The sequence below is a fragment of the Microbacterium sp. As-52 genome (assembly GCF_049949185.1).
Lineage (GTDB): Bacteria > Actinomycetota > Actinomycetes > Actinomycetales > Microbacteriaceae > Microbacterium > Microbacterium maritypicum_A.
Window position 1 is genome coordinate 2,418,074 of sequence record NZ_CP188171.1, and the last position, 26,733, is coordinate 2,444,806.

23 protein-coding genes are annotated in these 26,733 nt (G+C 69.9%); 12 read left to right on the forward strand and 11 right to left on the reverse strand.

Annotated elements, in window-relative coordinates:
* Positions 1-21: 21 nt before the first annotated feature.
* Genes ACLFA2_RS11595 through ACLFA2_RS11605 form a run of 3 tightly spaced genes read right to left on the reverse strand, consistent with a single transcriptional unit; the run spans position 22 to position 2,286 of the window.
* A complete protein-coding gene (locus ACLFA2_RS11595) occupies positions 22-369 on the reverse strand; it encodes a cupin domain-containing protein (RefSeq protein WP_315071851.1) in 348 nt (115 codons plus the stop codon).
* On the reverse strand, positions 366-1,769 hold the full coding sequence (locus ACLFA2_RS11600; protein WP_426621345.1) for an NAD(P)/FAD-dependent oxidoreductase: 1,404 nt from the start codon (positions 1,767-1,769) through the stop codon (positions 366-368). Before ACLFA2_RS11600 ends, ACLFA2_RS11595 begins: the two co-directional genes overlap by 4 nt.
* 49 nt (positions 1,770-1,818) lie before the next feature.
* Positions 1,819-2,286, reverse strand: coding sequence for an Lrp/AsnC family transcriptional regulator (locus ACLFA2_RS11605; RefSeq protein ID WP_021200288.1), 468 nt, complete (start codon positions 2,284-2,286; stop codon positions 1,819-1,821).
* A 99-nt stretch (positions 2,287-2,385) separates the two neighbouring features.
* Here ACLFA2_RS11605 and ACLFA2_RS11610 point away from each other — a divergent pair, with 99 nt between their 5' ends.
* A complete protein-coding gene (locus ACLFA2_RS11610) occupies positions 2,386-3,837 on the forward strand; it encodes a gamma-aminobutyraldehyde dehydrogenase (RefSeq protein WP_426621346.1) in 1,452 nt (483 codons plus the stop codon).
* Between the two features lie 80 nt (positions 3,838-3,917).
* On the opposite strand, the gene ACLFA2_RS11615 is transcribed toward ACLFA2_RS11610, so the two are convergent.
* Complete coding sequence (locus ACLFA2_RS11615; RefSeq protein WP_347123632.1) at positions 3,918-4,442, reverse strand: GNAT family N-acetyltransferase; 525 nt, start codon at positions 4,440-4,442, stop codon at positions 3,918-3,920.
* A 52-nt stretch (positions 4,443-4,494) separates the two neighbouring features.
* Positions 4,495-5,274, reverse strand: coding sequence for a M23 family metallopeptidase (locus ACLFA2_RS11620; protein WP_136023991.1), 780 nt, complete (start codon positions 5,272-5,274; stop codon positions 4,495-4,497).
* Between the two features lie 740 nt (positions 5,275-6,014).
* On the opposite strand from ACLFA2_RS11620, the gene ACLFA2_RS11625 reads away from it, so the two are divergent.
* The 4 genes from ACLFA2_RS11625 (at position 6,015) to ACLFA2_RS11640 (ending at position 11,322) form a co-directional block, all read left to right on the forward strand.
* A complete protein-coding gene (locus ACLFA2_RS11625; protein ID WP_426621347.1) occupies positions 6,015-7,547 on the forward strand; it encodes a DUF222 domain-containing protein in 1,533 nt (510 codons plus the stop codon).
* A gap of 255 nt (positions 7,548-7,802) precedes the next feature.
* The gene (locus tag ACLFA2_RS11630) at positions 7,803-8,951 is read left to right on the forward strand and encodes an ROK family transcriptional regulator (protein ID WP_021200282.1); all 1,149 of its coding nucleotides are present in this window, start codon (positions 7,803-7,805) and stop codon (positions 8,949-8,951) included.
* Between the two features lie 89 nt (positions 8,952-9,040).
* A complete protein-coding gene (locus tag ACLFA2_RS11635; protein WP_426621348.1) occupies positions 9,041-9,988 on the forward strand; it encodes a polysaccharide deacetylase family protein in 948 nt (315 codons plus the stop codon).
* Entirely contained in the window at positions 9,985-11,322 is a 1,338-nt protein-coding gene (locus ACLFA2_RS11640) for an MFS transporter (protein WP_426621349.1), read from the forward strand. The genes ACLFA2_RS11635 and ACLFA2_RS11640 overlap by 4 nt, the downstream gene beginning before the upstream one ends.
* A 3-nt stretch (positions 11,323-11,325) precedes the next feature.
* Here ACLFA2_RS11640 and galE read toward each other — a convergent pair whose 3' ends face one another.
* Genes galE through galT form a run of 3 tightly spaced genes read right to left on the reverse strand, consistent with a single transcriptional unit; the run spans position 11,326 to position 14,748 of the window.
* Positions 11,326-12,306, reverse strand: coding sequence for a UDP-glucose 4-epimerase GalE (galE, locus tag ACLFA2_RS11645; protein ID WP_021200024.1), 981 nt, complete (start codon positions 12,304-12,306; stop codon positions 11,326-11,328).
* Between the two features lie 49 nt (positions 12,307-12,355).
* The gene (gene galK, locus ACLFA2_RS11650) at positions 12,356-13,549 is read right to left on the reverse strand and encodes a galactokinase (protein ID WP_021200023.1); all 1,194 of its coding nucleotides are present in this window, start codon (positions 13,547-13,549) and stop codon (positions 12,356-12,358) included.
* Positions 13,546-14,748 (reverse strand): galactose-1-phosphate uridylyltransferase, encoded by a 1,203-nt coding sequence (galT, locus tag ACLFA2_RS11655; RefSeq protein WP_426621350.1) that lies wholly within the window; start codon positions 14,746-14,748, stop codon positions 13,546-13,548. Before galT ends, galK begins: the two co-directional genes overlap by 4 nt.
* A gap of 185 nt (positions 14,749-14,933) precedes the next feature.
* Between galT and ACLFA2_RS11660 the strand changes: the two genes are divergently transcribed.
* From ACLFA2_RS11660 to ACLFA2_RS11680, 5 genes are all read left to right on the forward strand, one after another.
* Complete coding sequence (locus ACLFA2_RS11660) at positions 14,934-15,890, forward strand: LacI family DNA-binding transcriptional regulator (protein ID WP_426621351.1); 957 nt, start codon at positions 14,934-14,936, stop codon at positions 15,888-15,890.
* Positions 15,891-16,131: 241 nt separating this feature from the next.
* Positions 16,132-17,409, forward strand: a complete 1,278-nt coding sequence (locus tag ACLFA2_RS11665; RefSeq protein WP_426621352.1) for a dihydrodipicolinate synthase family protein — start codon at positions 16,132-16,134, stop codon at positions 17,407-17,409.
* On the forward strand, positions 17,406-18,338 hold the full coding sequence (locus ACLFA2_RS11670; protein WP_426621353.1) for a sugar phosphate isomerase/epimerase family protein: 933 nt from the start codon (positions 17,406-17,408) through the stop codon (positions 18,336-18,338). Before ACLFA2_RS11665 ends, ACLFA2_RS11670 begins: the two co-directional genes overlap by 4 nt.
* Before the next feature lie 142 nt (positions 18,339-18,480).
* Positions 18,481-19,551 (forward strand): LacI family DNA-binding transcriptional regulator, encoded by a 1,071-nt coding sequence (locus ACLFA2_RS11675; RefSeq protein ID WP_084487349.1) that lies wholly within the window; start codon positions 18,481-18,483, stop codon positions 19,549-19,551.
* Complete coding sequence (locus ACLFA2_RS11680; protein WP_021200017.1) at positions 19,548-20,681, forward strand: glycerate kinase; 1,134 nt, start codon at positions 19,548-19,550, stop codon at positions 20,679-20,681. The genes ACLFA2_RS11675 and ACLFA2_RS11680 overlap by 4 nt, the downstream gene beginning before the upstream one ends.
* Before the next feature lie 81 nt (positions 20,682-20,762).
* On the opposite strand, the gene pgm is transcribed toward ACLFA2_RS11680, so the two are convergent.
* The gene (gene pgm, locus ACLFA2_RS11685) at positions 20,763-22,406 is read right to left on the reverse strand and encodes a phosphoglucomutase (alpha-D-glucose-1,6-bisphosphate-dependent) (RefSeq protein ID WP_426621354.1); all 1,644 of its coding nucleotides are present in this window, start codon (positions 22,404-22,406) and stop codon (positions 20,763-20,765) included.
* Positions 22,407-22,485: 79 nt separating this feature from the next.
* Here pgm and pheA point away from each other — a divergent pair, with 79 nt between their 5' ends.
* A complete protein-coding gene (gene pheA / locus ACLFA2_RS11690) occupies positions 22,486-23,436 on the forward strand; it encodes a prephenate dehydratase (RefSeq protein WP_029259873.1) in 951 nt (316 codons plus the stop codon).
* 83 nt (positions 23,437-23,519) lie between these two features.
* Here pheA and ACLFA2_RS11695 read toward each other — a convergent pair whose 3' ends face one another.
* Positions 23,520-23,729, reverse strand: a complete 210-nt coding sequence (locus tag ACLFA2_RS11695) for a hypothetical protein (protein ID WP_021200014.1) — start codon at positions 23,727-23,729, stop codon at positions 23,520-23,522.
* A gap of 125 nt (positions 23,730-23,854) precedes the next feature.
* Complete coding sequence (locus ACLFA2_RS11700) at positions 23,855-24,901, reverse strand: LLM class flavin-dependent oxidoreductase (protein ID WP_426621355.1); 1,047 nt, start codon at positions 24,899-24,901, stop codon at positions 23,855-23,857.
* A gap of 53 nt (positions 24,902-24,954) precedes the next feature.
* Here ACLFA2_RS11700 and ACLFA2_RS11705 point away from each other — a divergent pair, with 53 nt between their 5' ends.
* Positions 24,955-26,685: a cation:proton antiporter gene (locus tag ACLFA2_RS11705; protein WP_426621356.1), complete on the forward strand. Its 1,731-nt coding sequence runs from the start codon at positions 24,955-24,957 to the stop codon at positions 26,683-26,685.
* Positions 26,686-26,733 lie beyond the last annotated feature (48 nt).

A 26,733-nucleotide genomic window follows, 5' to 3' on the forward strand; every position in this document is an offset into this window, starting at 1 on the left:
CTTCGCGCGATTCGAAGCGCGTCAGGTGATGTAGATCTTGCGGAGGGTCTCGGTGACGGTCCAGGTGGTGCGCATGCCCTCGGCGAGGCGCACCACCGAGCCGGGCCCGACCTCGAGGTCGGGCAGTCCGGACGAGGCGAACGCGATCGTGGCGCGGCCCGACAGCACGACGAACACCTCGTCGGCCTCGGTATCGGTCGCAGTGCCGGGGGTCATCTCCCAGACGCCGATCTCGATCCCGCCGAGGGCCGCCAGCTCGCGCACGGCGGCCGTCGGCGCCCCGGCGATCACCTCGTCCACGGGCAGAGGTTCATGCGAGAGCGCCAGGGCGCCCGCATCCACACCCGCCCCGGCGGCGAGACCGGTCACGAGTCGAAGCCCATTCCGATGGCGTCGAGCGTCTTGAGGAACAGGTTGCGCCTGCCCTCGTTGTGATCGGCCTGGTTCATCGCGGCGCGGACGAGGTTGACGCCGATCGAGGCGGCAGGCTCGGGCGGGAACGGGATGGGCTTCTCACGCACCATCCGCAGCGCGGTGCGCTCGGTCTCCTCACCGGACAGCTTGTCGAGCATGACGTCGGCCGCGAAGCGTGCGGCCCCGACGCCGAGCCCGGTGAAGCCGGTCGCGTAGGCCACGCGGCCCTTGCGGGCGGTGCCGAAGAACGCGCAGAAGCGGCTCGACGAGTCGATCGCTCCGGCCCAGCGGTGGGTGAAGCGCAGGCCCTCCAGCTGCGGGAAGGTCGTGAAGAAGTGCGAGGCGAGCTTGCGGTGGCTCTCCATGCGGTCCTCGTACTCCGCGCGCACCTTGCCGCCGAAGTGGTAGATGGCGTCGTAGCCGCCGAACAGGATGCGGTTGTCGCCCGTGAGCCGGTAGTAGTGGAACTGGTTCGCGCTGTCGGCGAGCCCCTGTCGGTTCGACCAGCCGATCGAGGCCAGTTGCTCGGAGGAGAGCGGCTCGGTCATCAGCACGTAGTCGTACACGGGCACGGTCATCAGGCGGTTGCGTTTGAGGAGCGAGGGGAAGACGTTCGTCCCGAGCGCCACGGCATCCGCGATCACGCGGCCGTTCGCAGTGACCAGCGTGATCGGTCCCGATCCGTCGCCCTCGATGGCGCGGACCAGACTGTGCTCGTAGATCTCGACGCCCAGGTCGGCGGCCACGCGGGCCAGCTCCACAGCCAGCTTGGCCGGATGCACCATCGCGCAGCCGTCGCGGTCCCAGTCGCCGGCGAGGAACGTCTCGGAGTGCACCTCGGCCTGCACCGCTGCGCGGTCGAGGAAGCCCGGCTCATCGCGGTACCACTCCACCTGGTGGGGCTCGATGGCGACGGCCAGCTGTCCGGTGCGCTCGAACTCCGCATCCATCCGGTAGTGCTCGACGGTCTCGCCGATGGCGTCGAGGTTCGCGTGTCCCAGCTCTTCGAGGCGGTCGATCTCCTCCGGCCAGCGGTTCACGCCGTTCTCGTGTCCGTGTGTGAGGCTCGACTCGCAGAAGCCGCCGTTGCGGCCGGAGGCCGCCCAGGCGATGCGCGAGGCCTCGAGCAGCACGACGCGGCGTTCGGGGTCGCGCTCCTTGGCGCGCACCGCCGTCCACAGTCCGGCGTACCCGCCGCCGACGATGGCGAGGTCGGCGCGGACCGTGCCGTTCAGCCGCGGATGTGCCGGCCGGTCGACATCGTCGAGCCAGAACACCCGCAGCGCGGTGTCGCGGAGGGAGTCGTCGATGACGGACGGCGACGGCTGCTGACGTTCGAAGACGGTGGTGCCCATGGTTTCTCTCCGTGGTGTGCGGGTGCGAGGTACGGGAGCGGGGTGCGCGTCAGCGCGTGCCCCAGTTGTAGAGGTCTTTGTAGAGACCGGCGTAGAGCATGCTCTCGGTGTGGGTGATGCCGGGGATGGTGCGGATGCGGGTCGCGATGAGGTCTATCAGGTGCTCGTCGTTCTCACACACGGCCTCGACGAGGATGTCGAACGTGCCGAGCGTGACGACGACGTACGCCAGCTCGGGGATCCGGGTGAGTTCTTCGGCGATCTCCCGCGGATCGCCCGAGACGCGGATTCCGATCATCGACATACGGTGGAAGCCGAGCTGCATCGGGTCGGTGACCGCGACGATCTGGATGATCCCGGCTTCGGTCATCCGCTGCACCCGCTGGCGCGCCGCAGCCTCGCTGAGGCCGACCTCGCGGGCGATCTCGGCGTAGGGGCGTCGCCCGTCCTCCTGCAGCAGCTCGACGATGCGCTTCGAGATGTCATCAAGGGCAGGCTGGGAAGACTTCGTACTCATGTGTCGATATTGTCAGTCATTCCCACCCTCTGCAACTGATTCAGTTGTTTCATATTGCTGGATCTTCAGATTCCGTACTGAAGTCGGTACGATGGCGCCATGCCCAGTCATCTTCTGAAGAACTCCGCGCCGCTGCAGAACTTCATCGGCGGCCGTTTCGTCGACGCGCGTGGTGCCGAGCGGATGCCGCTCCTCGATCCTGTCACCGAAGAGACGTACGGGGAACTCCCGGTGTCGGACGCCGTCGACGTCGATGCCGCCTACGCCGCCGCATCCGCCGCCTTCCCGATCTGGCGCGACACGACGCCCGCCGACCGCCAGCTGGCGCTGTTCCGCATCGCCGATGAGATGGAGGCGCGGGCGGAGGAGTTCGCCGACCTGGAATCGCAGGACACGGGTAAGCCGCGCGCGAGCCTGGTGGCCGACGAGATCATGCAGTCGGTCGACCAGTTGCGCTTCTTCGCGGGTGCGGCGCGCAGCCTCGAGGGTCGGGCGGCGGGGGAGTACCTCGCCGGGCATACCTCGTTCGTGCGGCGCGAGCCCGTCGGCGTGATCGGTCAGGTCACGCCGTGGAACTACCCGCTGAACATGGCCGTGTGGAAGATCGCCCCCGCGCTGGCCGCCGGCAACACCGTCGTGCTGAAGCCCGCGGAGTCCACGCCACTGACCACGCTGTTGCTCGCGGAGATCGTCGCGCTGCATACGCCGGCCGGGACGCTCAACGTCGTGCTCGGCGACCGTGACACCGGTGTCGCGCTGGTCGAGCACCCGACGCCGCAGATGGTGGCGATCACCGGTTCCGTGCGGGCCGGTATGGCCGTGGCTCGTTCGGCGGCGAACGACGTCAAGCGGGTGCACCTCGAGCTGGGCGGCAAGGCTCCGGCGATCGTGTTCTCGGATGCGTCGATCGAGAAGGCCGTCGAGGGCATCATCACCGGTGCCTTCTTCAACGGCGGACAGGACTGCACTGCCGCCACCAGGGTGCTGGTGCACGAATCGAAGCACGACGAGCTGGTCGCCGCTCTGGTCGCCCGGGCGAAGACGCACGCTCGCACCGGTGGCCGGCACGAGGAGGGGGTGCTGTACGGGCCCCTGAGCAGTGCGGCGCAGCTCTCGCAGGTGCAGGGATTCATCGACCGGCTCCCCGCGCACGCGACGATCGAGACCGGCGGACGCCGCCAGGGCGATCGAGGGTACTTCTGGGAGCCCACGATCGTGTCGGGAGTACGACAGGACGACGAGATCGTGCAGGGGGAGATCTTCGGACCCGTGCTCACGGTGCAGGCGTTCTCGGAGGACGACGAGGCTCTGCGGATGGCGAACGACGTGCCCTACGCGCTCGCCGCCTCGGTGTGGACCACGGATCATGCCCGGGCGATGCGGTTCTCTCGTGACCTCGACTTCGGCTGCGTGTGGATCAACACCCACATCCCGTTCGTGTCGGACATGCCCCACGGCGGGTTCAAGCACTCCGGCTACGGCAAGGACCTGTCGCAATACGGGTTCGACGACTACACCCGCATCAAGCACGTCATGAGCGCTCTCGACTGAGCGGTGCCGGAGGTTCCGGAAGGCGGGAAGTTCCGGAAGGCGCGAGGTCAGGCAGGACGGAGGTGCCGGAAGGTGCGAGGTCAGGTGCCGAGCAGCTTCACGCGACGATGCTCGCGCAGTGTGAGCTGGGGGCGTTCCTCGATCTTGATCGCGCCGTCTTCGATCCAGCCGTGGCGGGCGTAGAACGAATCGGCGCGTTCGTTGCCGTCGAGCACCCAGAGGTAGGCGCGGTTGTGGCCGGCCTCGGCGATCCGCTGTTCGGCGGCTTCCAACAGGGCGTGACCCGCGCCCGTAGACCAGGCGGCGGGATCGGCGTAAATGCCGTACACCTCGCCGTCGGCGACCCCGTCGGGGTCGCGTCCGGAGCCGAGTGAAGCCCATCCGACGATACGGTCGTCGCGCAGGGCGACGACGGTCCCGAGGCTCGTCGGCAACGGTTCGGCGAGGGTGCGACGCCAGCCCGCAGCTCTCTCGTCGATGGAGAGGCCGTCGAGCACGGCTTGGTCGATGAGCCCGCGATAGGCGACCTGCCACGAGCGGACATGCACCCCGGCGATGTCGTCGGCGTCCTCCGCGCGGGCGTTGCGGATCTCCAGGGAGCTCATCCATCCACCCTACGGTGAACCGCAGACGGGAGAAGGGGGCGGTCGACGCCGATCAGCTCACGTTCTTCTTGAGCCACGGCAGCGGGTCGACGGGCGCGGTGTTGATGTGCACCTCGAAGTGCAGGCAGGAGCCGAACACGTAGCCGGTCGATCCGACGTCGCCGATGTACTGCCCCTCGTCGACGCAATCACCGACCTCGACCGCACGGCTTCCGTACGTCATGTGCGAGTAGACCGTACTCACGGCCTGCCCGTCGACGATGCTCTCGATCTGGATCGTCACGCCGTAGCCCTGGTAGCTCTCCGTGGACCGTGAGACGCAGCCCTTCATGGCGGCATTGATCGGTGTGCCGACCGGGGCGGCGAAGTCCTGCCCGAGGTGCGAACGTCCCGGCCGCGAGGCGCCGAAGCCATCGGTGAACGAGTAGGTCCCATCGGCCATCGGCATCACGATGCGTCCGGCGAGGGGGATGTCCATCGCGCTCGAGAGCGGCATGCCGGCGGCGACTGCTGCGGCGGCGGCGCGCGAACGGGTCTCCTTGATCTCCTCGGGCGTGGTCGCGGAGAAGTTGCCCCGTGGGTCGATCACAGCGCGGATCTCGGACTTCGCCGTGTAGGACTGCGCGGTGCCGTCGGCGAGGGTCGAGACGCTGGAGCTGGCGGCGGCGGCAGGGCCACCCGCGGGGTTGAGGGCGGGAAGCGCTGCCCCGGTGATCATCACGCCGATCGCCAGCGTGGCGCCGAGTGCCTTGGTCTTCGCCCACTGGCGCTTCTGTCGCCGGGCCTCGCCGCGAGAGGTCGGGGCCGTCTTCGGCGTCGACTTCGGTGCCATGTGGCGGGGGCGCAGGCGAGGATCCCAGGTGCGAGGGGTGTGGGGTGCCTGTGCCTGTGCGCGAGGGGGAGCCGCGTCGGGTGCGGCCTGGTCTGTCTCCGGCGTGGGGGATGTGGGGGTTGCAGAGGATGCGGGTTCCGGGTCTGCTGCGTGCGTGGGCCCTGTGACTGCTGCGGAGGCAGCGGCCGGATCGGGTTCCGGGGTCGTCTCCGGTGCCGCAGCAGCATGGGCGGTGTTCGCCGGGCGGCGACTCTGCGAGTCCGCGGAAACGGAGCGTCGCAGGTCACGCCGCAAAAGCGGTCGGGATGAGTCAGGGACTTCGGTGGGAGCTTCCGAGGCGTCGTGATCGCGCTCGGGTGGCAGGGAATTCGTGACGGGATCCTTCCGGGAGGCTGGCGTGCGCGGCGGTCGATCCCCCCGGATGCCACCGTTACCGATCTGTAATTTAATTCGCGAAACCGCGAGCGTCAAATCGAGGGTGGATGATTCGACTCGCCTCTCGGCCATCGGTGCTCTTGCTCATGGGCTTCTGCGTGGGTCGTGTCGATGCGCATGTACCGATTCTGCTTCCGGCGTCGGACCTTCGGGGGTGGCAGCATCACGCCTCTACCTGAGATGTGGAAAGACGGATTCGGGGCGAGTTCGTGGAGGACGCATGAGGTCTACGCGTGTTCCGGAATATTGCTCTGATCGGGGTTTATCCGGGAAGGAATGTCGGTACCCCCGAGTTGACTCGACCCATGAACAACCCCGTGGAAGTGCTCGAACAGGTGGTGACCGACTTGGATGCCGTGTTGCGCTCTGACGCGATGGCGGTGATGTCCGATGCGGTGAAGATGGACCTGTTGCGTGTGGCGGGTGAGGTGCAGCGGCGGGCGGAGGCAGTCGTCGTGGAGGCGGTCGCGTCGGTCGATGGGCGTCCCGCCGGGTCGGGAGAGGTTGGATTCTGCGGGAGGTTCGGGTGCCGGACGATGAGCGAGTTGCTGCAGCGGGTGCTGCGGACGGACGGGCCCGGTGCAGGGCGGATGCTGAAGGCGGCGCGGGCGGTGCGCCGGGAGGTGGAGTTGTCATCCGGGTTCCGCTCGCCCGCGCGATGGCCCGAACTGCGGGCGGCGCTACTCGACGGGGCCCTCGGTGTGGCCGGGTTGTTGGCCGCGATCGGGCCGGTGGAACAGGCCGGGATCCGTGTCGGGACAGCAGACCGGTTGCTCGCGGACGGGGAGCTGGCGGCCTACTCGCGGGGGATCCCGGCCGCGGGTGCGGGAGCGCAAGACGTTCCAGGAGCGGATTCGGGGGCGGGCGTCGAAGGAGACTCTGCGCCGGCGGCGACGCCGGAGGACTTGAGGATTCTGGCGCAGGTCATCGTGCAGTACCTCGATCCTGATGGTGCCGAACCCGCGCACGACATCGCGATGCGCGCCCGCGGGATCGTCCTCGGGCGGGCCAAACAGGGGCTCATTCCGATCCGTGGCGGGCTCCTGCCCGAAGTCGCGGGACAACTGCAACGTATCTTCGACGCCTACCTGAATCCGAAAGTCGACGGGCCTCCCCTCCCGGGAGTGATGTTCCGACCCTCGGAAGAATCCCCCTGTCGCGATACCGAGCCCACGGGGATGGACGACGGTGACCTTCCATCCGGTGATCCGGGCCGAATGGTCGACACCCGATCTCGGGCGCAGAAGCAGCACGACATCCTCGCCGCCGCGCTCGGGATCGCCGCCCGCCATGACGACATGCCTCGCCTCGGAGGCGCCGCCCCGACCCTGGTCGTGACCGTCGCTGCCGACGACTACGCCACGGGAAACGGATGGGCCCACATCGACGGCATCGACACCCCCGTTCCCATCCGGGTCGCCGCGCACACCGCCTGCGCCGGCGGAATACAGCGCGTGATGTTCGACTCCGGCGGGCGCATCATCGGGATCGGCGCCACCGACCGGATCTTCACCGCCCATCAACGCCGCGCGATCGCCATCCGCGACGGGGAGTGCCTCATTCCCGGCTGTCATGTCCCCGCCACGTGGTGCGAGATCCACCACGTCCAAGAGCATGCGCGCGGCGGGCCCACCCACACCGACAACGGCGTCGCTCTCTGCTGGCACCACCACCGCACCCTCGGCACCAGCGGATGGGAGATCCGCATGCGCCACGGCATCCCGCACATCCGTGGCCCCGCCTGGTGGGACCCGACCCGGCAGTGGCGAACGCGGCGATCCCGAGGTGGCGGGCGCAGAGAGCCGGCCATCAGCCGCGCGGCACCACTCAGGGTGTGACGCCACCACTCAGGGTGTGAATTGTTGCCACCGAGCCGACTCGAGCCGAGCCGTGCCGTGCCGTTTCGAGCCGAGCCGCGCCGACTCGAGGCTCTGATCGTGACCGTGACCGTGACTTGCCCCACAGCACTCACCGGCACCGGAATCGGCGCGAAGTCTCGACTGGTGCGACGCGATGTGGCATGCTGGCGGGCACTGCGCCCGCCTCAGAAGCCGGGTGAAGTACGCGAAACGAGAGGCGCCTCCGGAACACCTATGTCCAGACCACTCGCGGGACCGCAGGGCCTGCTACGCACGCTCAACGGCCGCGCGATCCTGGAGGCCCTCGCCCGCAGCGGCCCGCAGACCCGCTCGGAGCTGATGTCCGCCACGGGGTTGTCGCGTACCGCTGTGACTCAGGTGCTGCGGATGCTCGAGAACGCCGGAGCAGTCGCGCCTGCGGGAGTGGACCGGGACACGGGGGGTCCCGCCGCCGGACGTGTGGCCCTGCATCCGCGCCTCGGATTCGCCGCGGCCGTGCACGTCGATCACCACGCGGCGCACGTCGTGCTGGTCGACGCGACCGGGATCGTGCGGGCGGAGGCGCACTCGCCGTTCCCCGACGCCGAGAACCGTGTCGCCCACATCGTCGGGCTCGTCGATGAGTGCCGCCGTTCGTTGAAGGCGGCGAAGGGCGCCGTGCACCTCGCGGTCGTCGGGGTGCCCGGCATCGTCACCGCTGACGGAGGCATCCGTGACGACCTCGGTCCCGACGGCGGCGCCTTCCGTGCGGCACTGGCCGCGGCCCTCGACTGTCCTGTCCGCATCGAGAACGACGTCAACCTCGCGGCCCTCGCCGAACTCACCGGCGGCGGCGGAGGAAGCCTCACCAGCTTCGCGCTGTTGCTCCTCGACGACGGACTCGGAGCGGGCATCGTGATCGACGGCGCGCTGCACCGTGGATTCTCCGGCGTCGCCGGTGAGGTCATGTACCTGCCGCAGACCCCCATCCCGATCGGTGCTCCCCTCGTGGGCGATGCAGTCGTCAGCGACCTCGCGCTCGGCGTCGGTCGCGATCCCGCCGCATCTCTCAGCGATCATCTGGAGGCCGCAGTCCACGGAGACGATGGAGCGCTCCAGATCATCTCCGAGGTCGCCCGCCGCATCGTTCTCGTGGCCGGAAGCGTGGGGCTGGTGCTCGACCCTGAGGCGTTCGTCCTCGGTGGCAAGGCGGCTCATCCCGTGCTCGTCGCTGCCATCGAGCGCGTCGCCGGCGAGTATGACGCGCAGCTCCCGCTGCGGTTCCTCGTCTCCTCCTTCGGGCCTGAGGCTCCGCTCATCGGCGCCGTCGACCAGGCCGCGGCCGCACTCCGAGGCGACCTCTTCACCCGGATCCTCACCCCCGCCCCCAAAAGCGCCCGCTGAACACCCCGCCCCCCAACGCCTGCTGAACACCACCCGCCGAACATCGCCCGCCCGAGCAGTGTCGCTCGAACCACCCGACAGGACTCCCGATGACCGCACCGTCCGATCTCGCCGACCGACTCGGCCTCCCGCCCGGCGCACGGGCGATCATCCTCAATGCGGACGACTTCGGCATGTGCCACGCGGCGAACACCGCGATCATGGATCTGCTCACATCCGGGAGCATCGACTCGTCGACCGTGATGGTCCCGTGCTCGTGGTCGCCGGAGGCGCTCGCCTTCGCCGCATCCCGCACCGATCTCGATATCGGCGTGCATCTCGTGCTCACCAGCGAATGGGCGCGCTACCGGTGGCGCCCGCTCACCGGCACCGCCACGACCCTTGTCGATGATGCGGGCTTCTTCCCGACCGATGTGCTCTCCGTCGAGCGGAACGCCGCCGACGACGACGTCGCTGCCGAACTCGCCGCTCAGGTGCAGGCCGCGCTCGATGCCGGCGTCGATGTGACGCATCTCGACAACCACATGGGTTCGGTCTACGGGCTCGTGACCGGACGCGGCTTCCTCCAGCCGGTGTTCGAGCTCGCTGCACGCCACGGCCTCCCGTTCCGGCTGCCCCGCAGTATGGACGGCGTGGGCGAGGACTCCGCGCTCCAGTCTCAACTCGATGCTGCGGCAACGGCCGCCGATGCTTCCGGCGTCGAGATCATCGACCGGCTCTGGTCGCACCCGTTCGAGCTGCTGCGCGAAGGCACGCCGGACGAGGAGACGTACGCGCAGACGCGCGACGGCTTCATCGCGCTGTTGCGCGCGGTGCCGGCAGGGGTCACCGAGATCTACCTCCATCCGATGGTCGACGACGATGAGCTCCGCGCCGCCGTGGACTTCAGCGCGACGAAGCGCGGATATGAGCTTCGTCTGCTGAAGGACCCCGCGGTCCGGCAGGCCATCGACGATGAGGGGCTCGTGCGCATCGGCTGGCGCGACCTGCGCGACCTGCAGCGGGGACGCGACCTGCAACGGGGAGACGCGCGGTGACCTCCCTGGGCGATCGGGTGCGCGACCGACGCCTCGACGCGGCCCCGAGCAGGTCGCAGGCGATCGCCTTCGGAGCCTCGGGCTTCCCGACGCAGCTGATGGCGCAGACGTTCTCGGCCTTCGTCGTCTACTTCTACGTCTCGCACCTCGCCGTACCGGCCACGTGGGTGGCGGTCGCGATGATCGCTCACGGCATCCTGAACGCCGTGCTCAACCCCGTCGTCGGCACGATCTCCGACCGACTGCGCACTCCGTGGGGCCGGCGCATCCCGTGGATCGGCCTGGGCATCGTGCCGCTGGTCGTCGCATTCGCGCTGGTCTGGATGCCGCCGGAGCTCCCCGTCGCCGGCCTCATCACCTGGTTCCTGGTCGTCGTGGCGGTGTACGACATCGCGTTCGTCGTGGTGGTGCTGAACATCTCGGCGCTGTTCCCCGAGATGTTCCGCACCACGGAGGAACGCGCCCGCGGCAACGTGCCGCGACAGATCTTCGCGATCTTCGGCATGGTCCTGGGCACCGCGGGCGCCCCTGCGCTGTACAGCGCGATCGGGTGGCCCGGAATGGCCCTGGTTCTCGCCGCCGTCTGCCTCGTGCTGCTCGTCTGGTCGTTCTTCGGCGGGATGATCGAGCGCCGGATTCCGGACGCGGAGTCGACGGCATCGTCGGAAGCGATGCGCTGGGCAGACCAGCTGAAGTACACGTTCCGCAACAGGGCGTTCGTTCCGTACGTGCTCGGCTCGCTGTTCGTGCAGACCTCGATCGCGGTGATCCTCGCCGCGATCCCCTTCTACGTGCGCTACTCCCTGCATGCGCCGGAGGGGCAGGGCAGCCTGCTGCTCGGTGCCATCTTCGTCACCGCGATCCCGTCGATCATGCTGTGGAGCGCGGTCGTCCGCCGGACCTCACCCCGCTCCGCTGTGCTGTGGAGCGTCGCGGTGTTCGGGGTCTCCGTGCTCGGCTACCTCGCGCCGTCGAACGTGATCGGCGCGGCTCTGGTCGGTGTCGCGGTCGGCGTGGGGGTCGGGGGCCTGCTGCAGTTGCTCGAGGTCATGCTCGCGCAGATCATCGACGACGATGCCGTGCGCACCGGTCACCGTCGCGAAGGCGCCTACTTCGGGGTGAACGGGTTCGTGGTGCGCGGCTCGGTGGTGCTGCAGGCGATCGTCGCTGCCGTGGTGCTCACGGCCTCCGGCTTCGACGCCGCCCTCGGTGACACGCAGCCCGACAGCGTCGACGGCGGCATCCGGCTGATGCTCGCAGTGATCCCGCTCGGGTTCACCGTCCTCGCCTGGCTCTGCTTCTGGGCGTACCCGATCCGCTCCCGCGACCTCTGACCGTCAGGGGCGGGCGGCCTGCCGCGCTTCCCACCCCGTGCGCACCATCTCGTCGACCGAGTACCGCATGGTCCAGTCGAGGTCGCGGGCTGCGAGCTCACCGGTCGCGACGATGCGGTCGGGGTCACCGGGGCGGCGCGGGCCGATCTCGGGCGTGAAGTCGATGCCGGTCACGCGGGCGACGGCATCCATGATCTGCTTCACACTCAGTCCGTCACCGGAGCCGAGGTTGTAGGCGGCTTCGATCGGGCGTCCGTCGGACAGACGCTGCGCGGCCGCGACGTGGGCGGCCGCGATGTCGCCGACGTGCACGTAGTCGCGCACGTTCGTCCCGTCTTCCGTCGCGTAGTCGTCGCCGTTGATGCGGGGCGTCTTCCCGGCCAGCAGCGCCTCGAACACGATCGGGAAGAGGTTGTGCGGGCTGACGTCGTAGACCGTCGGATCGGCGGAACCCACCACGTTGAAGTACCGCAGAGAGGTGTGTCGCAGGGGCCGCTCGGATTCCGCCGTCGCGATCGCCTGGTCGCGCAGCAGCCATTCGCCGATGAGCTTCGATTCGCCGTAAGGGCTGGCCGGCTTCTTGGCGGTGTCTTCCACGACGAGGGCCACATCGGGCGTGCCGAACACGGCGGCGGAGGAGGAGAACACGATGTTCGAGACTCCCGCGGCCTCCATGGCCTCGAGGATCACCCGCGTGCCCTCGACGTTCTGCGCGTAGGTGTGCAGGGGGCGGTGCATCGAGACGCCGGCGTACTTGAAGCCCGCGACGTGGATCACACCCTCGGCACCGTGGTCGCGCAGCGTCTTCTCGACCAGCTCACGGTCCAGGATGCTGCCCCGCACGAATGTCACGCCCTCGGGCACGAAGGACTCGACGCCGCTGGACAGGTCATCGAGCACGACCGGGGTGAGCCCGGCATCCGCGAGAGCGCGGACGACGTGGGCGCCGATGTAGCCGGCGCCTCCGGTGACTATCCAGGACATTGCATTCCTCTCCTGCCGCGGAGTCGTCGCGGCCCGATGGATCATTCTGTCAGGCGTCGCGGCGGGGGCCGGCCGACGGGGTGACCGTGAACAGGAGGGGTGGCGCGAACCGCGACTTCGCGAAGTCGGCGTTCACGGCATCCGACACCGATGCGACGGCAGCCTGCTCGACGAGGGCGATCGCGGCACCTCCGAACCCACCGCCGGTCATCCGTGCACCGAGGGCGCCGGCGCTCAGAGCGGTGTCGACAGCGGTGTCCAGTTCGGGGGTCGAGATCTCGAAGTCGTCGCGCATCGATGCGTGCGAGGCGACCAGGAGGTCGCCGATCGCTCGGACGCCCTGCTCGCGCAACACCCGCACGGTGTCGAGGACCCGCTGGTTCTCGGTCACGATGTGACGCACGCGCCGGAAGGTGACCTCGTCCATCAGCTTCTGAGCGCGCGGCAGGTCGTCGATCGAGATGTCGCGCAGCGCAGGCACTCCCATGATCGAGGCGCCGAGTTCGCACGAGGCCCGGCGTTCGCGGTAGCCGCCGGTGGAGTGGGCGTGCTTCACACGGGTGTCGATCACGAGGATCGCGAGGCCTGCCTCGGCGACGCCGAGAGGCACGAGCCGGGTCTCCAGTGTGCGGCAGTCGAGGAATATCGCGGTGTCGGGCCGGCCGAGCATCGACGCCATCTGGTCCATGATCCCTGTGGGGGCGCCGACGGCTTCGTTCTCGGCCCGTCGTCCGATGCGGGCGAGGGCCGTTCCGTCGAACCCGGTGCCCCACAGGTCGTTCAAGGCGGAGGATGTCGCCCCCTCGATCGCGGCCGAGGACGAGAGCCCGGCGCCCACGGGCACGTCGGAGGCGATGGCGATGTCCATCCCGCCGAACGGTCCGCGCTCGGCGGCCGCCTGACCGAGCGCCCAGGCGACCCCGAGCGGGTAGGCGGCCCACTCCGGGACGGCCGGATGCGAGCCGGGTGCAGTGGGGAAGAGCCGGTCGAGCTCGTCGAGGGCGACCTCGACCGGTTCTTCGGCGAATGTGGAGCCGACCAGGACGCGACCGCGGGCGTCATCGCGCCGACCGACCGCGGCCACCGTGCGCTGCGGGATGGCGAACGGCAGCACGAACCCGTCGTTGTAGTCGGTGTGCTCGCCGATGAGGTTCACGCGCCCGGGCGCCGACCAGACTCCGTCGGGTTCACGCCCGGTCAGGCGGGTGAAGAGGGCGAGGGCATCGTCGTGTGCGGCGGTCATGCAGAATCTCCGGTGTCGGGCTGGTCGTGCGAGGCGCGCTCGATCGCTTCGCGGAGGCGTGCGGCACCGACTTCCGGAGGCACTTCGGCGGCCCAGGCCCACATCGCCGCTTCCGAGCCGGCGAGGAATTTCAGCTTGTCGGCGGCACGGCGCGGGCTCGTGAGTTGAAGGTGCAGGCGCACGGTGTCGCGCCCGACGTGCACGGGGGCCTGGTGCCACGCGGCGATGTAGGGCGTCGGGGAGTCGTAGAGGGCATCGACGCCGCGCAGCAGCCGCAGGTAGAGCGGGGCGAGCTCGTCACGCTCGGCTTCAGTGGTCTCGGCGAAGTCGGGCACATGGCGGTGCGGCATCAGGTGCACCTCGAGTGGCCAGCGTGCGGCGAACGGCACGAAGGCGGTCCAGTGCTCGCCGCGGAACACCACGCGCTCGGACGCCTGCTCGGACTCGAGGATGTGCTGGAACAGGTCGGGGGCGGTGCGGCCGATCGCCTCCAGCACGCGGGTGGTGCGCGGGGTCACATACGGGTAGGCGTAGATCTGCCCGTGCGGGTGCGGCAGGGTCACGCCGATCGCCTCGCCCCGGTTCTCGAACGGGAAGATCTGCTCGATGCCGGGCAGCTGCGAGAGTGCGGCGGTGCGGTCGGCCCATGCCTCGATCACGGTACGCGCCCGGGTGACGGTCTGTGTACCGAAGGATCCGGCATGCTCGGGGCTGAAGCAGACGACCTCGCAGCGGCCGACGGCGGTGCGCGTGCGGCCGAGGCCGAGGGTCGCGAGGTCGTCGAGCCCGCGAGGAGCGTTCGACGCCCGGGGTGCGGCGCCCGTCGCTGCGGCCAGGGCGGGTCCGAACGCGGGCGAGCGGTTCTCGAACACGGCGACGTCGTACCGCGAGGGCACCTCGGAGGGGTTTCCGGGTGTCTGCGGGGCCAGCGGGTCGGCTTCTGCGCCGGGCATCATCACGCGGTTCTGTCGGTTCGCGGCGACCGTGATCCAGTCGCCGGTGAGCACGTCGAGACGCATCGTCGCGGTCTCCGGGCGGGGGTCGAGGGCGCGCGCGTCGACGGCTCGGTCGGCGCCCAGGGCGGTGCCGGGGTCGTCGTAGTAGATGAGGTCGCGGCCGTCGGCGAGGGTGGTGGCGTGTCTGACCACGCCGGCGCCGAGAGTCTCGGTACGCAACTCAGGAAGATCGTCCGTGTTCACGTCAACATGGTACGCACAGCGCCGTGGTAACGTCAACATGACGGAGTTGCGCGCACGCCTCTGAGATAGAAGGCGGGGCCCGCGCGACGTCGTAGCGGATGGAGGATGAGGTGGGGCAGAGCAGACGCGACCGCGTCGACGGATCGGGGTCGAACCGTCGGAATCCCCCGTCCGGACGTGTGTCCATGGCCATGGTCGCTGCCCGTGCCGGTGTCTCGGGACAGACTGTCTCGCGGGTCGTCAACGGCAGCCCCCGCGTCGACCCCGACACCCGTGCCCGCGTCGAGCACGCGATGGGGGAGCTCGGTTATCGCCCCCACCGCGCGGCCCGAGCCCTGCGCACCGGGCGCTCGCAGACGATCGGACTCGTCGTCACCACCCTCGCCACCGTCGGCAACTCCCGGATGTTGCAGGCCACGGCCGAAGCTGCGGCGGAACGGGGGTACGCGGTGACCCTCGTGACCGCCACCCGCGGCGTCGCTGACGCGTTCGATCGGCTCGCGGAGCAGGAGGTCGACGGTGCGATCGTCCTGAACGAGGCATCGGCCCTGGTCTCCGACGCGCAGCGGCCTGCCGGGCTGCACCTCGTGGTCGTCGACGCCCCGAGCGAGGACGGGTTCACGTCGGTGCACAGCGATCACGCGGGCGGCGCCGCCGCAGCCACACGCCGGCTTCTCGCCCTCGGGGGAGGCGGGGTGCATCATCTCGCCGGTCCAGCCGACTCCTTCGCGGCGGCCGAGAGGGAACGCGGATGGCGGGAGACGCTCGTCTCCGCCGGCGTCCGTCCGCCCGCCGTCGTCCGGGGTGACTGGAGCGCTGACTCGGGCTACGCCGCCGGCGCGGAACTGCGCATGGCATCCGCCGTCTTCTGCGCCAACGATCAGATGGCGCTCGGGCTGCTGCGGGCGCTGTCCGAGTACGGCCGTCGGGTGCCGGAAGACGTCGGCGTGATCGGTTTCGATGATGTGCCGGACGCCGCGAACTACCGCCCGCCGCTGACCACGATCCGGCAGGACTTCGCCGCGCTCGCCCAGCGTGCGGTGTCAGCGCTGGTGGACGCGATCGAAGGCGCTGCGCCCGCAGAGGGATCCGGAGTCATCCCGACGGCACTCGTCGAGCGCGCCAGTACCGCGTCGCGCTGATTCCCGTGCGGGCCGGCCGCCCCGCGCAGCGAACCGGTCGGCGGCCCTGCGCGTCGAATCGGTCGGCCGTCCTGTGCGTCGAATCGCACGACGCGGCTGCCGCGCACGCTGCAGCGTCCGCCGTGCGCAATCGTCTGCCTCCCGGCGGGCCGATCGTGGGATCCCCACACATGGTTGCGATCGTCGCTCGTCTCATGCCATTTTCTCGGAAAGCGCTTTCCCATCCGAGACTGAGGTGAGCATGAGCACCCTGCGCCTCCTCCGCGCGAACGGCGATGTCGCTGACGTCGCCCTCAACGACTCCGGCACCTACACGCGCCCGACCGGCCCGCTGCAGAGCCGCGTCGCGTATGCCGCCGCACACGTCGTGCCGAAGGTGCACGCCGACAACACTCCCGGGCAGCCGGCCGACATCGACTGGGACGCCACGCTCGCGTTCCGCCGCAACGTGTACTCGTGGGGTCTCGGCGTCGCCGATGCCATGGACACCGCGCAGCGGAACATGGGGTTGGACGCCGCTGCCACCCGCGAGCTGATCGCCCGCAGCGCCGAGGTCGCCCGTGAGGAGGGCGGATCCGTCGTGGTGGGTGTCAACACCGACCACATCGCCGAACCGCACATCTCGCTCGACCAGCTCATCTCCGCCTACCTCGAGCAACTGCACTTCACCGAGGAGCAGGGCGCCGGCCCCGTGCTCATGGCCTCCCGTCACCTGGCCCGTGCCGCGACGGACGCGGACGACTACCGGCGTGTGTATCGAGAGGTCCTCTCGCGTGCGACCACTCCGGTCGTGCTGCATTGGCTCGGTGCGGCGTTCGATCCCGAGCTCGCGGGCTACTTCGGCGCCGACGACTGGCAGGCGGCGTCGGACGTGCTCCTGGAGATCATCGCCGAGAATCCGGACAAGGTGGCGGGAGTCAAGATGAGCCTGTTGAACGCCGAGTCCGAGGTCTCGGTACGCGATCGTCTCCCCGAGGGCGTCCGGATGTTCACGGGCGACGACTTCAACTACGTGAACCTGATCGGAGGCGCCGCGGCGGGCTCGTCGACTGCACTCGATCTCGCCGAGCGGACGCCTCCTTCGCGTGAACAGGCCGTGCACTCGGCGACAGGTCGTGCACTCGGGGAAGACACGGGGGACGCGGCGGGCGTGCGCACGCACTCCGACGCCCTGCTCGGCGCCTTCGCTGCGATCACCCCGGTCGCGTCGGCGGCGATCCAGGCACTCGACGCCGGCGACCCGGAACGGTATCGGCGCATCCTCGGACCGACCGAGGAACTGAGCAGGCAGGTCTTCGCGACTCCCACGTTCTACTACAAGACGGGCGTCGCCTTCCTTTCGTGGATGAACGGCCATCAGCCCGGTTTTCAGATGGTGGGCGGGCTGCACTCCGCGCGCAGCCTGCCGCACCTGAGCCGGATCATCGAGCTCGCCAACGCCTCCCTGGCGCTGGAGCAGCCCGACCTCGCCCGCGAGCGGTGGCACGGCATGCTGCGTCTGAACGGTGTGGACGCATGAGCCTCCCCTCCCAGGCCCAGGCCCAGGCCCAGGCCCAGGCGCCGGTACAGGCCCAGGCCCAGGCCCCGGCCCCGGACCCGCGCCTGTCGATCAATCAGGCGACCATCAAGCATGCCGACCTCGCGACGGCCCTGCGGGTCACGACGGCCGCGGGTGTGGAGGCGATCGGACTCTGGCGTGAGCCGGTGAACGACGTCGGCCTCGACGTCGCGGCCCGCATGCTCGGCGACTCGGGCCTGCGCTTCTCGACGCACTGCCGTGGTGGGTTCTTCACGCTGCCGGACGGGGCGGAGCGGGCGGCGGCGCTGGACGACAACCGCCGGGCGATCGAGGAGACCGCGACGCTGGCCGCGGCCGGTGCCGAGGGCTCGACCGCTGTGCTCGTCCTGGTCGTGGGCGGCCTGCCCGCGGGATCGCGCGACCTGATCGGGGCTCGGCAGCGCGTGCGCGATGCGATCGGTGTGCTGGCTCCCGAGGCGAAGGCGGCTGGTGTGACGCTCGCGATCGAACCGCTGCACCCGATGTACGCGTCCGATCGCGCCGTCGTCTCGACGCTCGGCCAGGCGCTCGACATCGCCGGGGACTTCGATCCGGAGGTGGTCGGCGCCGCCGTCGACACCTTGCACATCTGGTGGGATCCGCAGGTGCTCGAGCAGATCGCGCGGGCCGGTCGTGAAGGACGCATCGCCACGTACCAGGTGTGCGACTGGAAGACGCCTCTCGCATCCGACGTGCTGCTCTCACGGCACTACACCGGCGAGGGCGTGATCGATTTCGGCACCCTCACCCGCGCAGTGGTCGCGACCGGGTACGACCGCGACATCGAGGTCGAGATCTTCAACGCCGAGATCTGGGCCGATGATCCCGAGAGCGTGGTGCGCCGCACCGCCGAGACGTTCGCCGCCGCGGTCTCCCCGCATCTCGCGTGAAGGTGTTCGGACACCGGTCTCGTACCGCCTCTTAGGAGGATGCACGGATGCAGGGAGAAGACCGCGGATCCGGGCCGACAGCCGTGCATCCACCCGACGTCCGTACCGGCGGGCGCACGTGTCGGGAAGTAGGATCTGGGTCATGACCAAGCCCGCAACGTCCGCGGAGCGGCCGTCGCCGACGCGGTCTCCGCGCCACGCCCGGGGGCCGGCGCCCACACTGCACGACGTCGCCCGAGAAGCCGGGGTCTCCCTGGCGACAGCTTCCCGGGTGCTCAACGGTTCCGAGCGCCGAGTCGCCGAGTCGTTCCGGGAACGCGTCGAATCAGCGGCGGAGAAGCTCGGATACACCGCGAACGTCTCGGCCCAGTCGATCGCCCGCGGCACATCACCGGTCGTCGCCCTCCTCGTCGCCGATATCGCCGACCCCTACTTCGGGTTGATCGCGTCGGGTGTGGCCCGCGGCGCCGACGAGGAGGGCCTGGTCGTGACGATCGCGATCACCGAGCGCGACCAGGCGCGTGAGGCACGGATCGTGCGTGCGCTTCGCGGGCAGCGGCCGCGAGGTCTGATCCTCGCCGCCTCGCGCACACAGGAGCCCACGGAGACCGAGACCGCGCAGGAACTCGCGGAGTTCGTCCGCCTGGGCGGCCGGGTCGTGGCGTTCGGGCCGGACGGCGAGGGCGAGCGTCGAATCGAGATCGACAACCGCGCCGGGGCGGAGGCGCTCGGCCGACGGATGGCCGAGCTCGGGTACCGTTCGGCGATCGCGCTCGGGGCGGCGGCCGGAGTCCGGACCTCGGATGATCGTCTGGCCGGCTTCCACGCCGGGTTCGAGGCGGCAGGCGGTGCGGTCGAGAGCGTGCGACGGGGTGACTTCCGCCGGGAGTCGGGGGCGGCCCAGATGAGAGAAGCTCTCGTCGACGGCATCGAACCCGGCACCCTGATCTTCGCGATCAGTGACGTGGTGGCCCTCGGTGCGATGTCCGCGATCCGTGAATCCGGGCGCGAGGTCGGCAGCGACATCGCGGTCTGCGGGTTCGACGACGTGCCGGCGAGCAGTGACGCCACCCCGCGGTTGACGACCGTGCGCGTGCCGTTGAGCGAGGTCGGATATCAGGCTTTCCGCGCGACGGTCGATGCGGAATGGGAGCAGGCGCCCCTGCCGCTCGAGATCATCGTGCGCGACAGCACCCCGGGGATCACCCGGTGACGCGGGTCGTGCTGGCCCCGGACAGCTTCAAGGGCACGATCACGGCGGCGGATGCCGCGACGGCCCTCGCCGACGGCTGGGCGACGGTCGATCCCACCGCCGAGTTCGTGCACCGGCCGATGGCGGACGGCGGCGAGGGCACGGTGGCTGCGTTCGAGGCGGCGGTGCCCGGCGCCGTGCGGATGCCGATCACGGTCGACGGACCGGCCGGCGAGAAGATCGACACCTCCTGGTTGCTGCTCCCGCCGACGCGCGATACCCCGGCGGGCACGGCCGTGATCGATCTCGGGTCGACCTCCGGGATCGAGTTGCTGCGCGAGCTGCGTCCGTGGGATGCCGACACGACCGGTCTGGGGCAGGCACTGGCCGCGGCTCTCGACCATGGCGTCTCGCGACTCGTCGTCGGCATCGGCTCCAGCGCCTCCACCGACGGTGGCACCGGGATGCTCTCGGCGCTCGGTGCAGTGTTCCTCGATGCCGCAGGGGCGCCGGTTCCCCGCGGCGCGCGGGGGCTCGACTCCATCGCATCCGCGGATCTGACCGCCCTGCGCCCGGCACCCGAGGTGCGCGTGCTCACCGACGTCACCAATCCGCTCACCGGTCCGCGCGGTGCCGCCGCGGTGTTCGGCCCGCAGAAGGGCCTGCGATCGCCGGACGACATCGCTCGCGTCGACGACGGGCTTCGTCGTCTCGCCGCGCTGCTCGGCGTCGATCCCGCGGGCGAGGGCAACGGTGCGGCCGGGGGCACGGGCGCTGCGCTCGTGGTCTGGGGAGGCGTGCTCGCTCCCGGTGCCGCCGAGGTGGCCGACCTCATCGGCCTCGACGCCGCGATCTCCGGCGCCGACGTGGTCATCACGGGGGAGGGTTCGTACGATGGGCAGTCGGGTGACGGCAAGGTCCCCTCGTTCCTCGCCGGGCTCGCCGCCGTCGCGGGGACCGACGCGATGCTCGCGGCCGGTCGGATCACCCCGGACGCCGACACCGCGCTGTTCGCGGCCACCGCCTCCCTCACCGGTCTGGCCGGATCGTCAGAGGCTGCGCGCGCCGAACCCGTGCGCTGGCTGCGCGTCGCAGGTGCCGATCTGGCACGGGCCGCGCAGGATCGAGCGCGCAGGAGCGTGCGGGGCTGAGCCGAGAAGCGTCCCGACCGTCGGCCCTCCGGACCGCCGGCCCGCCGACCGTCGGCCCTCCCTCCGACGGTCGGAGCCCGCTCAGCCTTCGAGGGCGGCGGAGACCACGGCGCGCGCCTCGGCCTGCACCTCGGCGAGGTGCTCCGGGCCGCGCAGGCTCTCGGCGTAGAGCTTGTAGACGTCTTCGGTGCCCGACGGGCGGGCGGCGAACCACGCATGCTCGGTCTGCACCTTGAGGCCGCCGATCGCCGCGCCGTTGCCGGGCGCATGCGAGAGCTTCGCGGTGATGTCCTCGCCCGCGAGCGTGGTCGCCGTCACGGCCTCGGGGGCGAGCTGGCCGAGCGTGGCCTTCTGCTCGGGCGTCGCCGGGGCATCCACCCGCTGGTACGCGGAGGCACCGAAGGCGGTCTCCAGCTCGCGGTACCGCTCCGACGGGGTCTTGCCGGTGACGGCGATGATCTCGGCGGCCAGCAGACACAGCAGGATGCCGTCCTTGTCGGTGGACCAGACCGAGCCGTCCTTGCGGAGGAACGAGGCCCCGGCCGACTCCTCGCCGCCGAAGGCGACCGAGCCGTCGAGGAGTCCCGGCACGAACCACTTGAACCCGACCGGAACCTCCAGCAGACGCCGTCCGAGCGACTCGGCGACCCGGTCGATGATCATCGACGAGACCAGGGTCTTGCCGATCGCGGCGTCGCGCGGCCAGCCGTCGCGGTGCGAGAACAGATAGTCGATGGCGACCGCGAGATAGTGGTTCGGGTTCATCAGTCCGGCGTCGGGGGTCACGATTCCGTGCCTGTCGGCGTCGGCGTCGTTCCCGGTGAGCACGTCGTACGACCCCTTCTTCGCGACCAGGGAGGCGATTGCCGACGGTGAGGACGGATCCATCCGGATCTTCTCGTCCCAGTCCAGCGTCATGAAGCGCCACGTCGGATCGACCTCGGGGTTCACGACGGTCAGGTCGAGGTCGTGCATCTCGGCGATGAGTGCCCAGTACTCGACGGAGGCTCCGCCGAGCGGGTCGGCGCCGATGCTCACCCCGGCGCTGCGGATGGCGTCGATGTCGATGATCGACGGCAGGTCGCGCACGTAGGCGTCTCGGAAGTCGTAGCCGGTGAGGGCATCCCAGTCGATGTCGGCGAAGCGCTCGAGCTTCACGCCGTCGAGTCCGGCGGCGATGAGGGCGTTCGCGCGGTCGGCGATCCAGCCCGTGGCGTCGGTGTCGGCGGGGCCGCCGTGCGGCGGGTTGTACTTGAAGCCGCCGTCGCGCGGAGGGTTGTGCGAGGGGGTGACGACGATGCCGTCCGCGCGGCTCGGGTCGTCGGCCGCCTTGCCGCGGTTGTAGGTGAGGATGGCGTGACTGAGCGCCGGAGTGGGCACCCACGAGTCGCGGGAGTCGACCCGCACGTCGATGCCGTTCGCCAGCAGCACCTCGATCGCGCTGCGCTCGGCGGGCAGCGACAACGCGTGCGTGTCGCGGCCGAGGAAGAGCGGGCCGGTGATGCCCTGCGCGTCGCGGTAGTCCACGATCGCCTGCGTCGTGGCGAGGATGTGATTCTCGTTGAAGCTGTTCGACAGCGAGGAACCGCGATGACCGCTGGTGCCGAACACGACGCGTTCCGCGGGAACCTCGGGGTTCGGCGTGCGGTCGTAGTAGGCGGCGATCAGTTCGTCGACATCGATCAGGTCACTTTCCTCCGCGGGGAGGCCGGCACGGCTGGTCATCCTCTCAGTCTGCCCCCTGTTCGGCGGGACCGCATCCGAGAAGTCGCCCGGACGAGCCGTCGGCCCGCCGAGGGCTAAGGTGAAACCCGTGACTGAACGCCGTACCTACAGCTATCTCGGCCCTGCCGGAACCTTCACGGAGGCGGCGCTCGATCAGGTGGCCGAGGCCCGCGGCCAGAACTGGCGCCCCGTGCACAACGTGGGCGAGGCTCTGGCCGACGTGCTCGAGGGTCGGAGCGACGCCGCGATGATCGCAATCGAGAACTCGATCGAGGGCGGGGTGTCCACCACGCAGGATGCTCTGGCCACGCTTCCGGGGCTGCGCATCATCGGCGAATATCTCGTGCGGGTGAACTTCGTGCTGGTCGCTCCGCGGGGGACGACGCTCGACCAGGTCGAGGTGATCGCGGCGCATCCGGTCGCCTACGCCCAGTGTCATGGGTGGCTCGGCGCGCACCTGCCGTCGCACTCGCACGTTCCCGCGTCGAGCAACGTCGCCTCCGCGATCGGCGTCCTCGACGGCACGCTGCCCGCGCAGGCGGCCATCGCGGCACCCGGCATCGTCAACCACTACGACGTCGAGGTGCTGGCAGACGGCATCGGCGACAACGCGCAGGCCGTGACCCGCTTCGTGCTGGTCACCCGCACGACCCGTTCGCCCGAGCCGACCGGTGCCGACAAGACCTCGCTGATCGTGGAGCTCCCGCACGACCACCCCGGTTCGCTCCTGGAGATGCTCGAGCAGTTCTCGACCCGCGGCATCAACCTGTCGCTCATCGAGTCGCGGCCGATCGGCGACGAACTCGGGCGCTACCGATTCGTGATCGACGCCGACGGACACATCGAGCACGAGCGCATGGCCGACGCGCTGCTCGGCATCCGTCGATTCAGCCCTCGTGTGGTCTTCCTCGGGTCGTATCCGCGCGCGGACCGGCAGATCGTGCAGTACCCCGACCGCTACTCCGATGACGTGTTCGTCGAGGCGCGCGACTGGCTGCGCGGCATCCTCTCCGGCGAGCCGGAAGCCTGACGTCACCCGCCCGCTGCGCGCCATCCCCGTGCGGGACCCGGGCGGATGCCGTGGTCCAGTGCGGGTGGTTCAGTGCGGGTGGTTCAGTGCTCCTGGAAGCGCGGCCAGTCGCTGCCCGGAGCCATATGGGAGTGCAGAGCACCCTTCGCGGAGGCCAGGCTCGGGTAGGTTCCGGTCGTCGCATCCGATCCGACCATCGTGACCGTGTAGCCGTCCTCGTCGTGGCGGATGCTGCCGACGACACCGTTGCGTCCGTAGGCGACCCAGAGGGCGAGAGTCTTGGTCGTGCTCATCGTCGAACTCCTTCTGCTGCTGCCGACAGTGCGTTCGCCGAAGGGGCCGCGCCCCTGTCGTCGGCACTGGTCGTGACGCTACGCCTGTGCCGCCGGGAAAGCCAGGGGTTGACAGGCGCGCGACGTCAGCTGCGAAGTGCGGCGGAGATCAGTTCCAGTGTCTGTGCGCGACCGGTCGGTGCATCGTTCGCCTCGGCGTCGTAGGCGCCGGCGACGGGGGAGAGCATGACCTCGTCGACGCCGTAGCGCTCGGCGAAGGAATGCAGCTCGGCGGCGACGCTCTCGCCGGTGCCGACGAACCAGCGCGAACGGGCGGCCCGCACGACCTCGTCGGTGGCGGCATCCGTCACGGCCGCCGCCGCCTGCTCGACGGTCTCGAGAGCGGCGAGCGGCTGGTTCAGCCGCAGCCGTGCCATCATCCGCAGCTGGGGGAGTGCACGGGCCTCCGCTTCCTCCTGCGTGGGCGCGGCGACCGCGTTCACGGTGAGGAACGTGCGCGGCTCCGGGTGCTCCTCACTCGGACGGTAGCCGGTGCGGTACAGGTCGAGCGCGCGCTCGAGGCCCTGCCCCGAGAAATGGTTGGCGAAGACATAGGGCAGCCCGTGCGAGGCGGCGAGCTGCGCGGAATAGTCGCTCGACCCGAGCAGCCACACCTCGGGGGTGCCGGTCGCGGCCGGCGTCGCACGCACCGTGTACTCCCCACCGGAGGTGAAACGCAGCGCAGCCCCGTCTGCCGACAGCAGGGCCGCGATGTCCTGCACGTGGCGGGGGAACTGCTCGACGTCGCTGGTGGTCCCCGAGCCGCGCAACAGCTGCGTGATCACCGGGTCGCTTCCCGGTGCCCGGCCGAGGCCCAGGTCGATGCGTCCCGGCGCGATCGCTTCGAGTGCCGCGAACTGCTCGGCGACGATGAGCGGTGCGTGGTTGGGCAGCATCACGCCGCCAGAGCCCAGACGCAGGCGCGAGGTGCGGGTGGCCGCAGCGGCGATCAGCACCGGGGGAGTGGTCGATGCCACCGACGGCATGTTGTGGTGCTCGGCGAACCAGTAGCGGCGATAGCCGAGACGGTCGGCAGTCTCCGCGAGCGCGAGGGAGGCGGCGATGGCCTCCGCGCTGGTCTGGCCGGTGCGCACCGGGACGAGGTCGAGGACGGAGAGAGCTGTATCGGACATCCCCAACCACAACGCGCACCTGAGCGCCTCCATTCCCCCGATACCGTGGGGGCATGGAAGCAGGCATCTTCTACGTCCTCGTCGGGTCCGTCGCGATCGCCGCGTTCGCACGCTGGCGAGGCTGGCCGGCCCCGCTGCTGGTGACGATCGTGGCGCTCGCCGCATCCTTCCTGCCCTTCGTGCCCGACCTCGACATCGATGGGCATGTGCTCCTGAGCCTCGTGCTGCCGCCGCTGCTGTACTCGGCCGCGCTCGATGTGTCGTTCGTCGGATTCAAGCGCAGCCTGCCGCAGATCCGCCGGCTCGGGATCTGGCTGGTGCTTCTCACCGCCGTGGCCGTCGGCTTCGTCGCATGGTGGATCCTGCCGTCCCTCACCCTCCCCGGCGCGCTGCTCCTGGGCGCGATCGTGGCTCCGCCGGACGCGGTCTCCGCGGCGGCGATCGGTCGTCGGCTCGGGCTGCCGCGACGCATCATGACCGTGCTCTCGGGCGAGAGCCTCATCAACGATGCGACCTCGCTCACGCTGTACCGCGTCTTCGCCGCGATCCTCGCGGGCGCCACCGTCTCGATCTGGGGCGGCATCTGGCAGTTCCTGGTGGCGGTCGGAGTGGGTGTGGCCGTCGGTCTGGTGTTCGGGATCGTCCTGCACCAGCTGCGCATGCGCATCAGCGATCCCGTGGTGATCGGCACGTTCGGACTCCTCGCGCCGTTCGGGGCTTATGCGATCGCCGAGCATCTGCTCGGATCGGGCGTCCTGGCGGTCGTGGCGATGGGGCTGTACGTCGGCTACAACTCGCCGCGCACCGACTACACCACCCGCCAGCAGGAGAAGCCGCTGTGGCTTTCGGCCGACCTGCTGCTGGAGAGCTTCGTGTTCGCCTACATCGGGCTGCAGTTCCCCCGTGTGCTCAGCGACCTGGGCAGCGAGTCGGTCGGGCAGATCCTGCTGCTCTCCGGGGCGGTGCTGCTCGTGGTCGTCATCGTGCGGCCGCTCTACATCTATCCGACCAGTGCGTGGGCGAACTTCCAGGACCGCCGCAAGCTCGAGCGCTGGGATCGTGGTGTCGAGTCCGGCGAGTTCGAGAAACGGCATCAGAAGTCGCGGCGCTGGGGCAATTACACCGCCGACGAGCTGCGCAGTCAGATCGTGCGCGACCGGATGACCGGACTCACGCTCACGTGGAAGGACAGTGCCGTCATCTCGTGGGCCGGCATGCGCGGCGTCGTGACGCTGGCGATCGCGGTGGCCGCCGCCGACCTCGCGACCCTCGACGCGCAGGCATCGCACGCCATCGTCGTGGTGGCCTTCATCGTCACCGTCGGAACGCTGCTGATCCAGGGTCTGACCCTGCCTCTTCTCATTCGCAGCCTCGGCATCGCCAGCGATGTCGACGAGGAGGAGGATGAGGCGGCGCTCGCCGAAGTGCGCGCGAAGAGCCGAGAGGCCGGCAAGAAGTTCCTCGCCGAGAAGCGGGTCGAGTGGGAGGCGAAGTACGGCGAGGTCGACCTCCGGGTGTTCGATGCCTTCACCAAGCGGATGACACGGGTCGAGAAGGACACCGACGAGGCGCAGAAGGTGGAGGATGCCGCGAGCCGACCCTCCTACGAAGACCTCGTTGCCCTGTCGAAGGGGTGGCTGCAGGTGCGTCGCGACATCCTCCTCGCGGAACGCGACGCGGGCAACCTCGATGAGGAGGTCATGCGCGAGCTGATCGCCGCGATGGACGCCGAGGAACTCGCTCTCGACACCCGCGGCGCCACGCGCCAGGAGGGCCGCGCCTGATCCCCTGACCGCTTCGATGCTCGAACGGCAGAGCGCCTCGCCCCACGA

What these genes read in the sequence shown, in the direction of transcription:
- ACLFA2_RS11600 (WP_426621345.1), bottom strand. Translation starts at nt 1,769, where the DNA reads ATGGGCACCACCGTCTTCGAACGTCAGCAGCCGTCGCCGTCCGTCATC.
- ACLFA2_RS11605 (WP_021200288.1), bottom strand. Translation starts at nt 2,286, where the DNA reads ATGAGTACGAAGTCTTCCCAGCCTGCCCTTGATGACATCTCGAAGCGC.
- ACLFA2_RS11610 (WP_426621346.1), top strand. Translation starts at nt 2,386, where the DNA reads ATGCCCAGTCATCTTCTGAAGAACTCCGCGCCGCTGCAGAACTTCATC.
- ACLFA2_RS11615 (WP_347123632.1), bottom strand. Translation starts at nt 4,442, where the DNA reads ATGAGCTCCCTGGAGATCCGCAACGCCCGCGCGGAGGACGCCGACGAC.
- ACLFA2_RS11620 (WP_136023991.1), bottom strand. Translation starts at nt 5,274, where the DNA reads ATGGCACCGAAGTCGACGCCGAAGACGGCCCCGACCTCTCGCGGCGAG.
- ACLFA2_RS11625 (WP_426621347.1), top strand. Translation starts at nt 6,015, where the DNA reads ATGAACAACCCCGTGGAAGTGCTCGAACAGGTGGTGACCGACTTGGAT.
- ACLFA2_RS11630 (WP_021200282.1), top strand. Translation starts at nt 7,803, where the DNA reads ATGTCCAGACCACTCGCGGGACCGCAGGGCCTGCTACGCACGCTCAAC.
- ACLFA2_RS11635 (WP_426621348.1), top strand. Translation starts at nt 9,041, where the DNA reads ATGACCGCACCGTCCGATCTCGCCGACCGACTCGGCCTCCCGCCCGGC.
- galE (WP_021200024.1), bottom strand. Translation starts at nt 12,306, where the DNA reads ATGTCCTGGATAGTCACCGGAGGCGCCGGCTACATCGGCGCCCACGTC.
- galK (WP_021200023.1), bottom strand. Translation starts at nt 13,549, where the DNA reads ATGACCGCCGCACACGACGATGCCCTCGCCCTCTTCACCCGCCTGACC.
- ACLFA2_RS11660 (WP_426621351.1), top strand. Translation starts at nt 14,934, where the DNA reads ATGGCCATGGTCGCTGCCCGTGCCGGTGTCTCGGGACAGACTGTCTCG.
- ACLFA2_RS11665 (WP_426621352.1), top strand. Translation starts at nt 16,132, where the DNA reads ATGAGCACCCTGCGCCTCCTCCGCGCGAACGGCGATGTCGCTGACGTC.
- ACLFA2_RS11670 (WP_426621353.1), top strand. Translation starts at nt 17,406, where the DNA reads ATGAGCCTCCCCTCCCAGGCCCAGGCCCAGGCCCAGGCCCAGGCGCCG.
- ACLFA2_RS11675 (WP_084487349.1), top strand. Translation starts at nt 18,481, where the DNA reads ATGACCAAGCCCGCAACGTCCGCGGAGCGGCCGTCGCCGACGCGGTCT.
- pgm (WP_426621354.1), bottom strand. Translation starts at nt 22,406, where the DNA reads ATGACCAGCCGTGCCGGCCTCCCCGCGGAGGAAAGTGACCTGATCGAT.
- ACLFA2_RS11695 (WP_021200014.1), bottom strand. Translation starts at nt 23,729, where the DNA reads ATGAGCACGACCAAGACTCTCGCCCTCTGGGTCGCCTACGGACGCAAC.
- ACLFA2_RS11700 (WP_426621355.1), bottom strand. Translation starts at nt 24,901, where the DNA reads ATGTCCGATACAGCTCTCTCCGTCCTCGACCTCGTCCCGGTGCGCACC.
- ACLFA2_RS11705 (WP_426621356.1), top strand. Translation starts at nt 24,955, where the DNA reads ATGGAAGCAGGCATCTTCTACGTCCTCGTCGGGTCCGTCGCGATCGCC.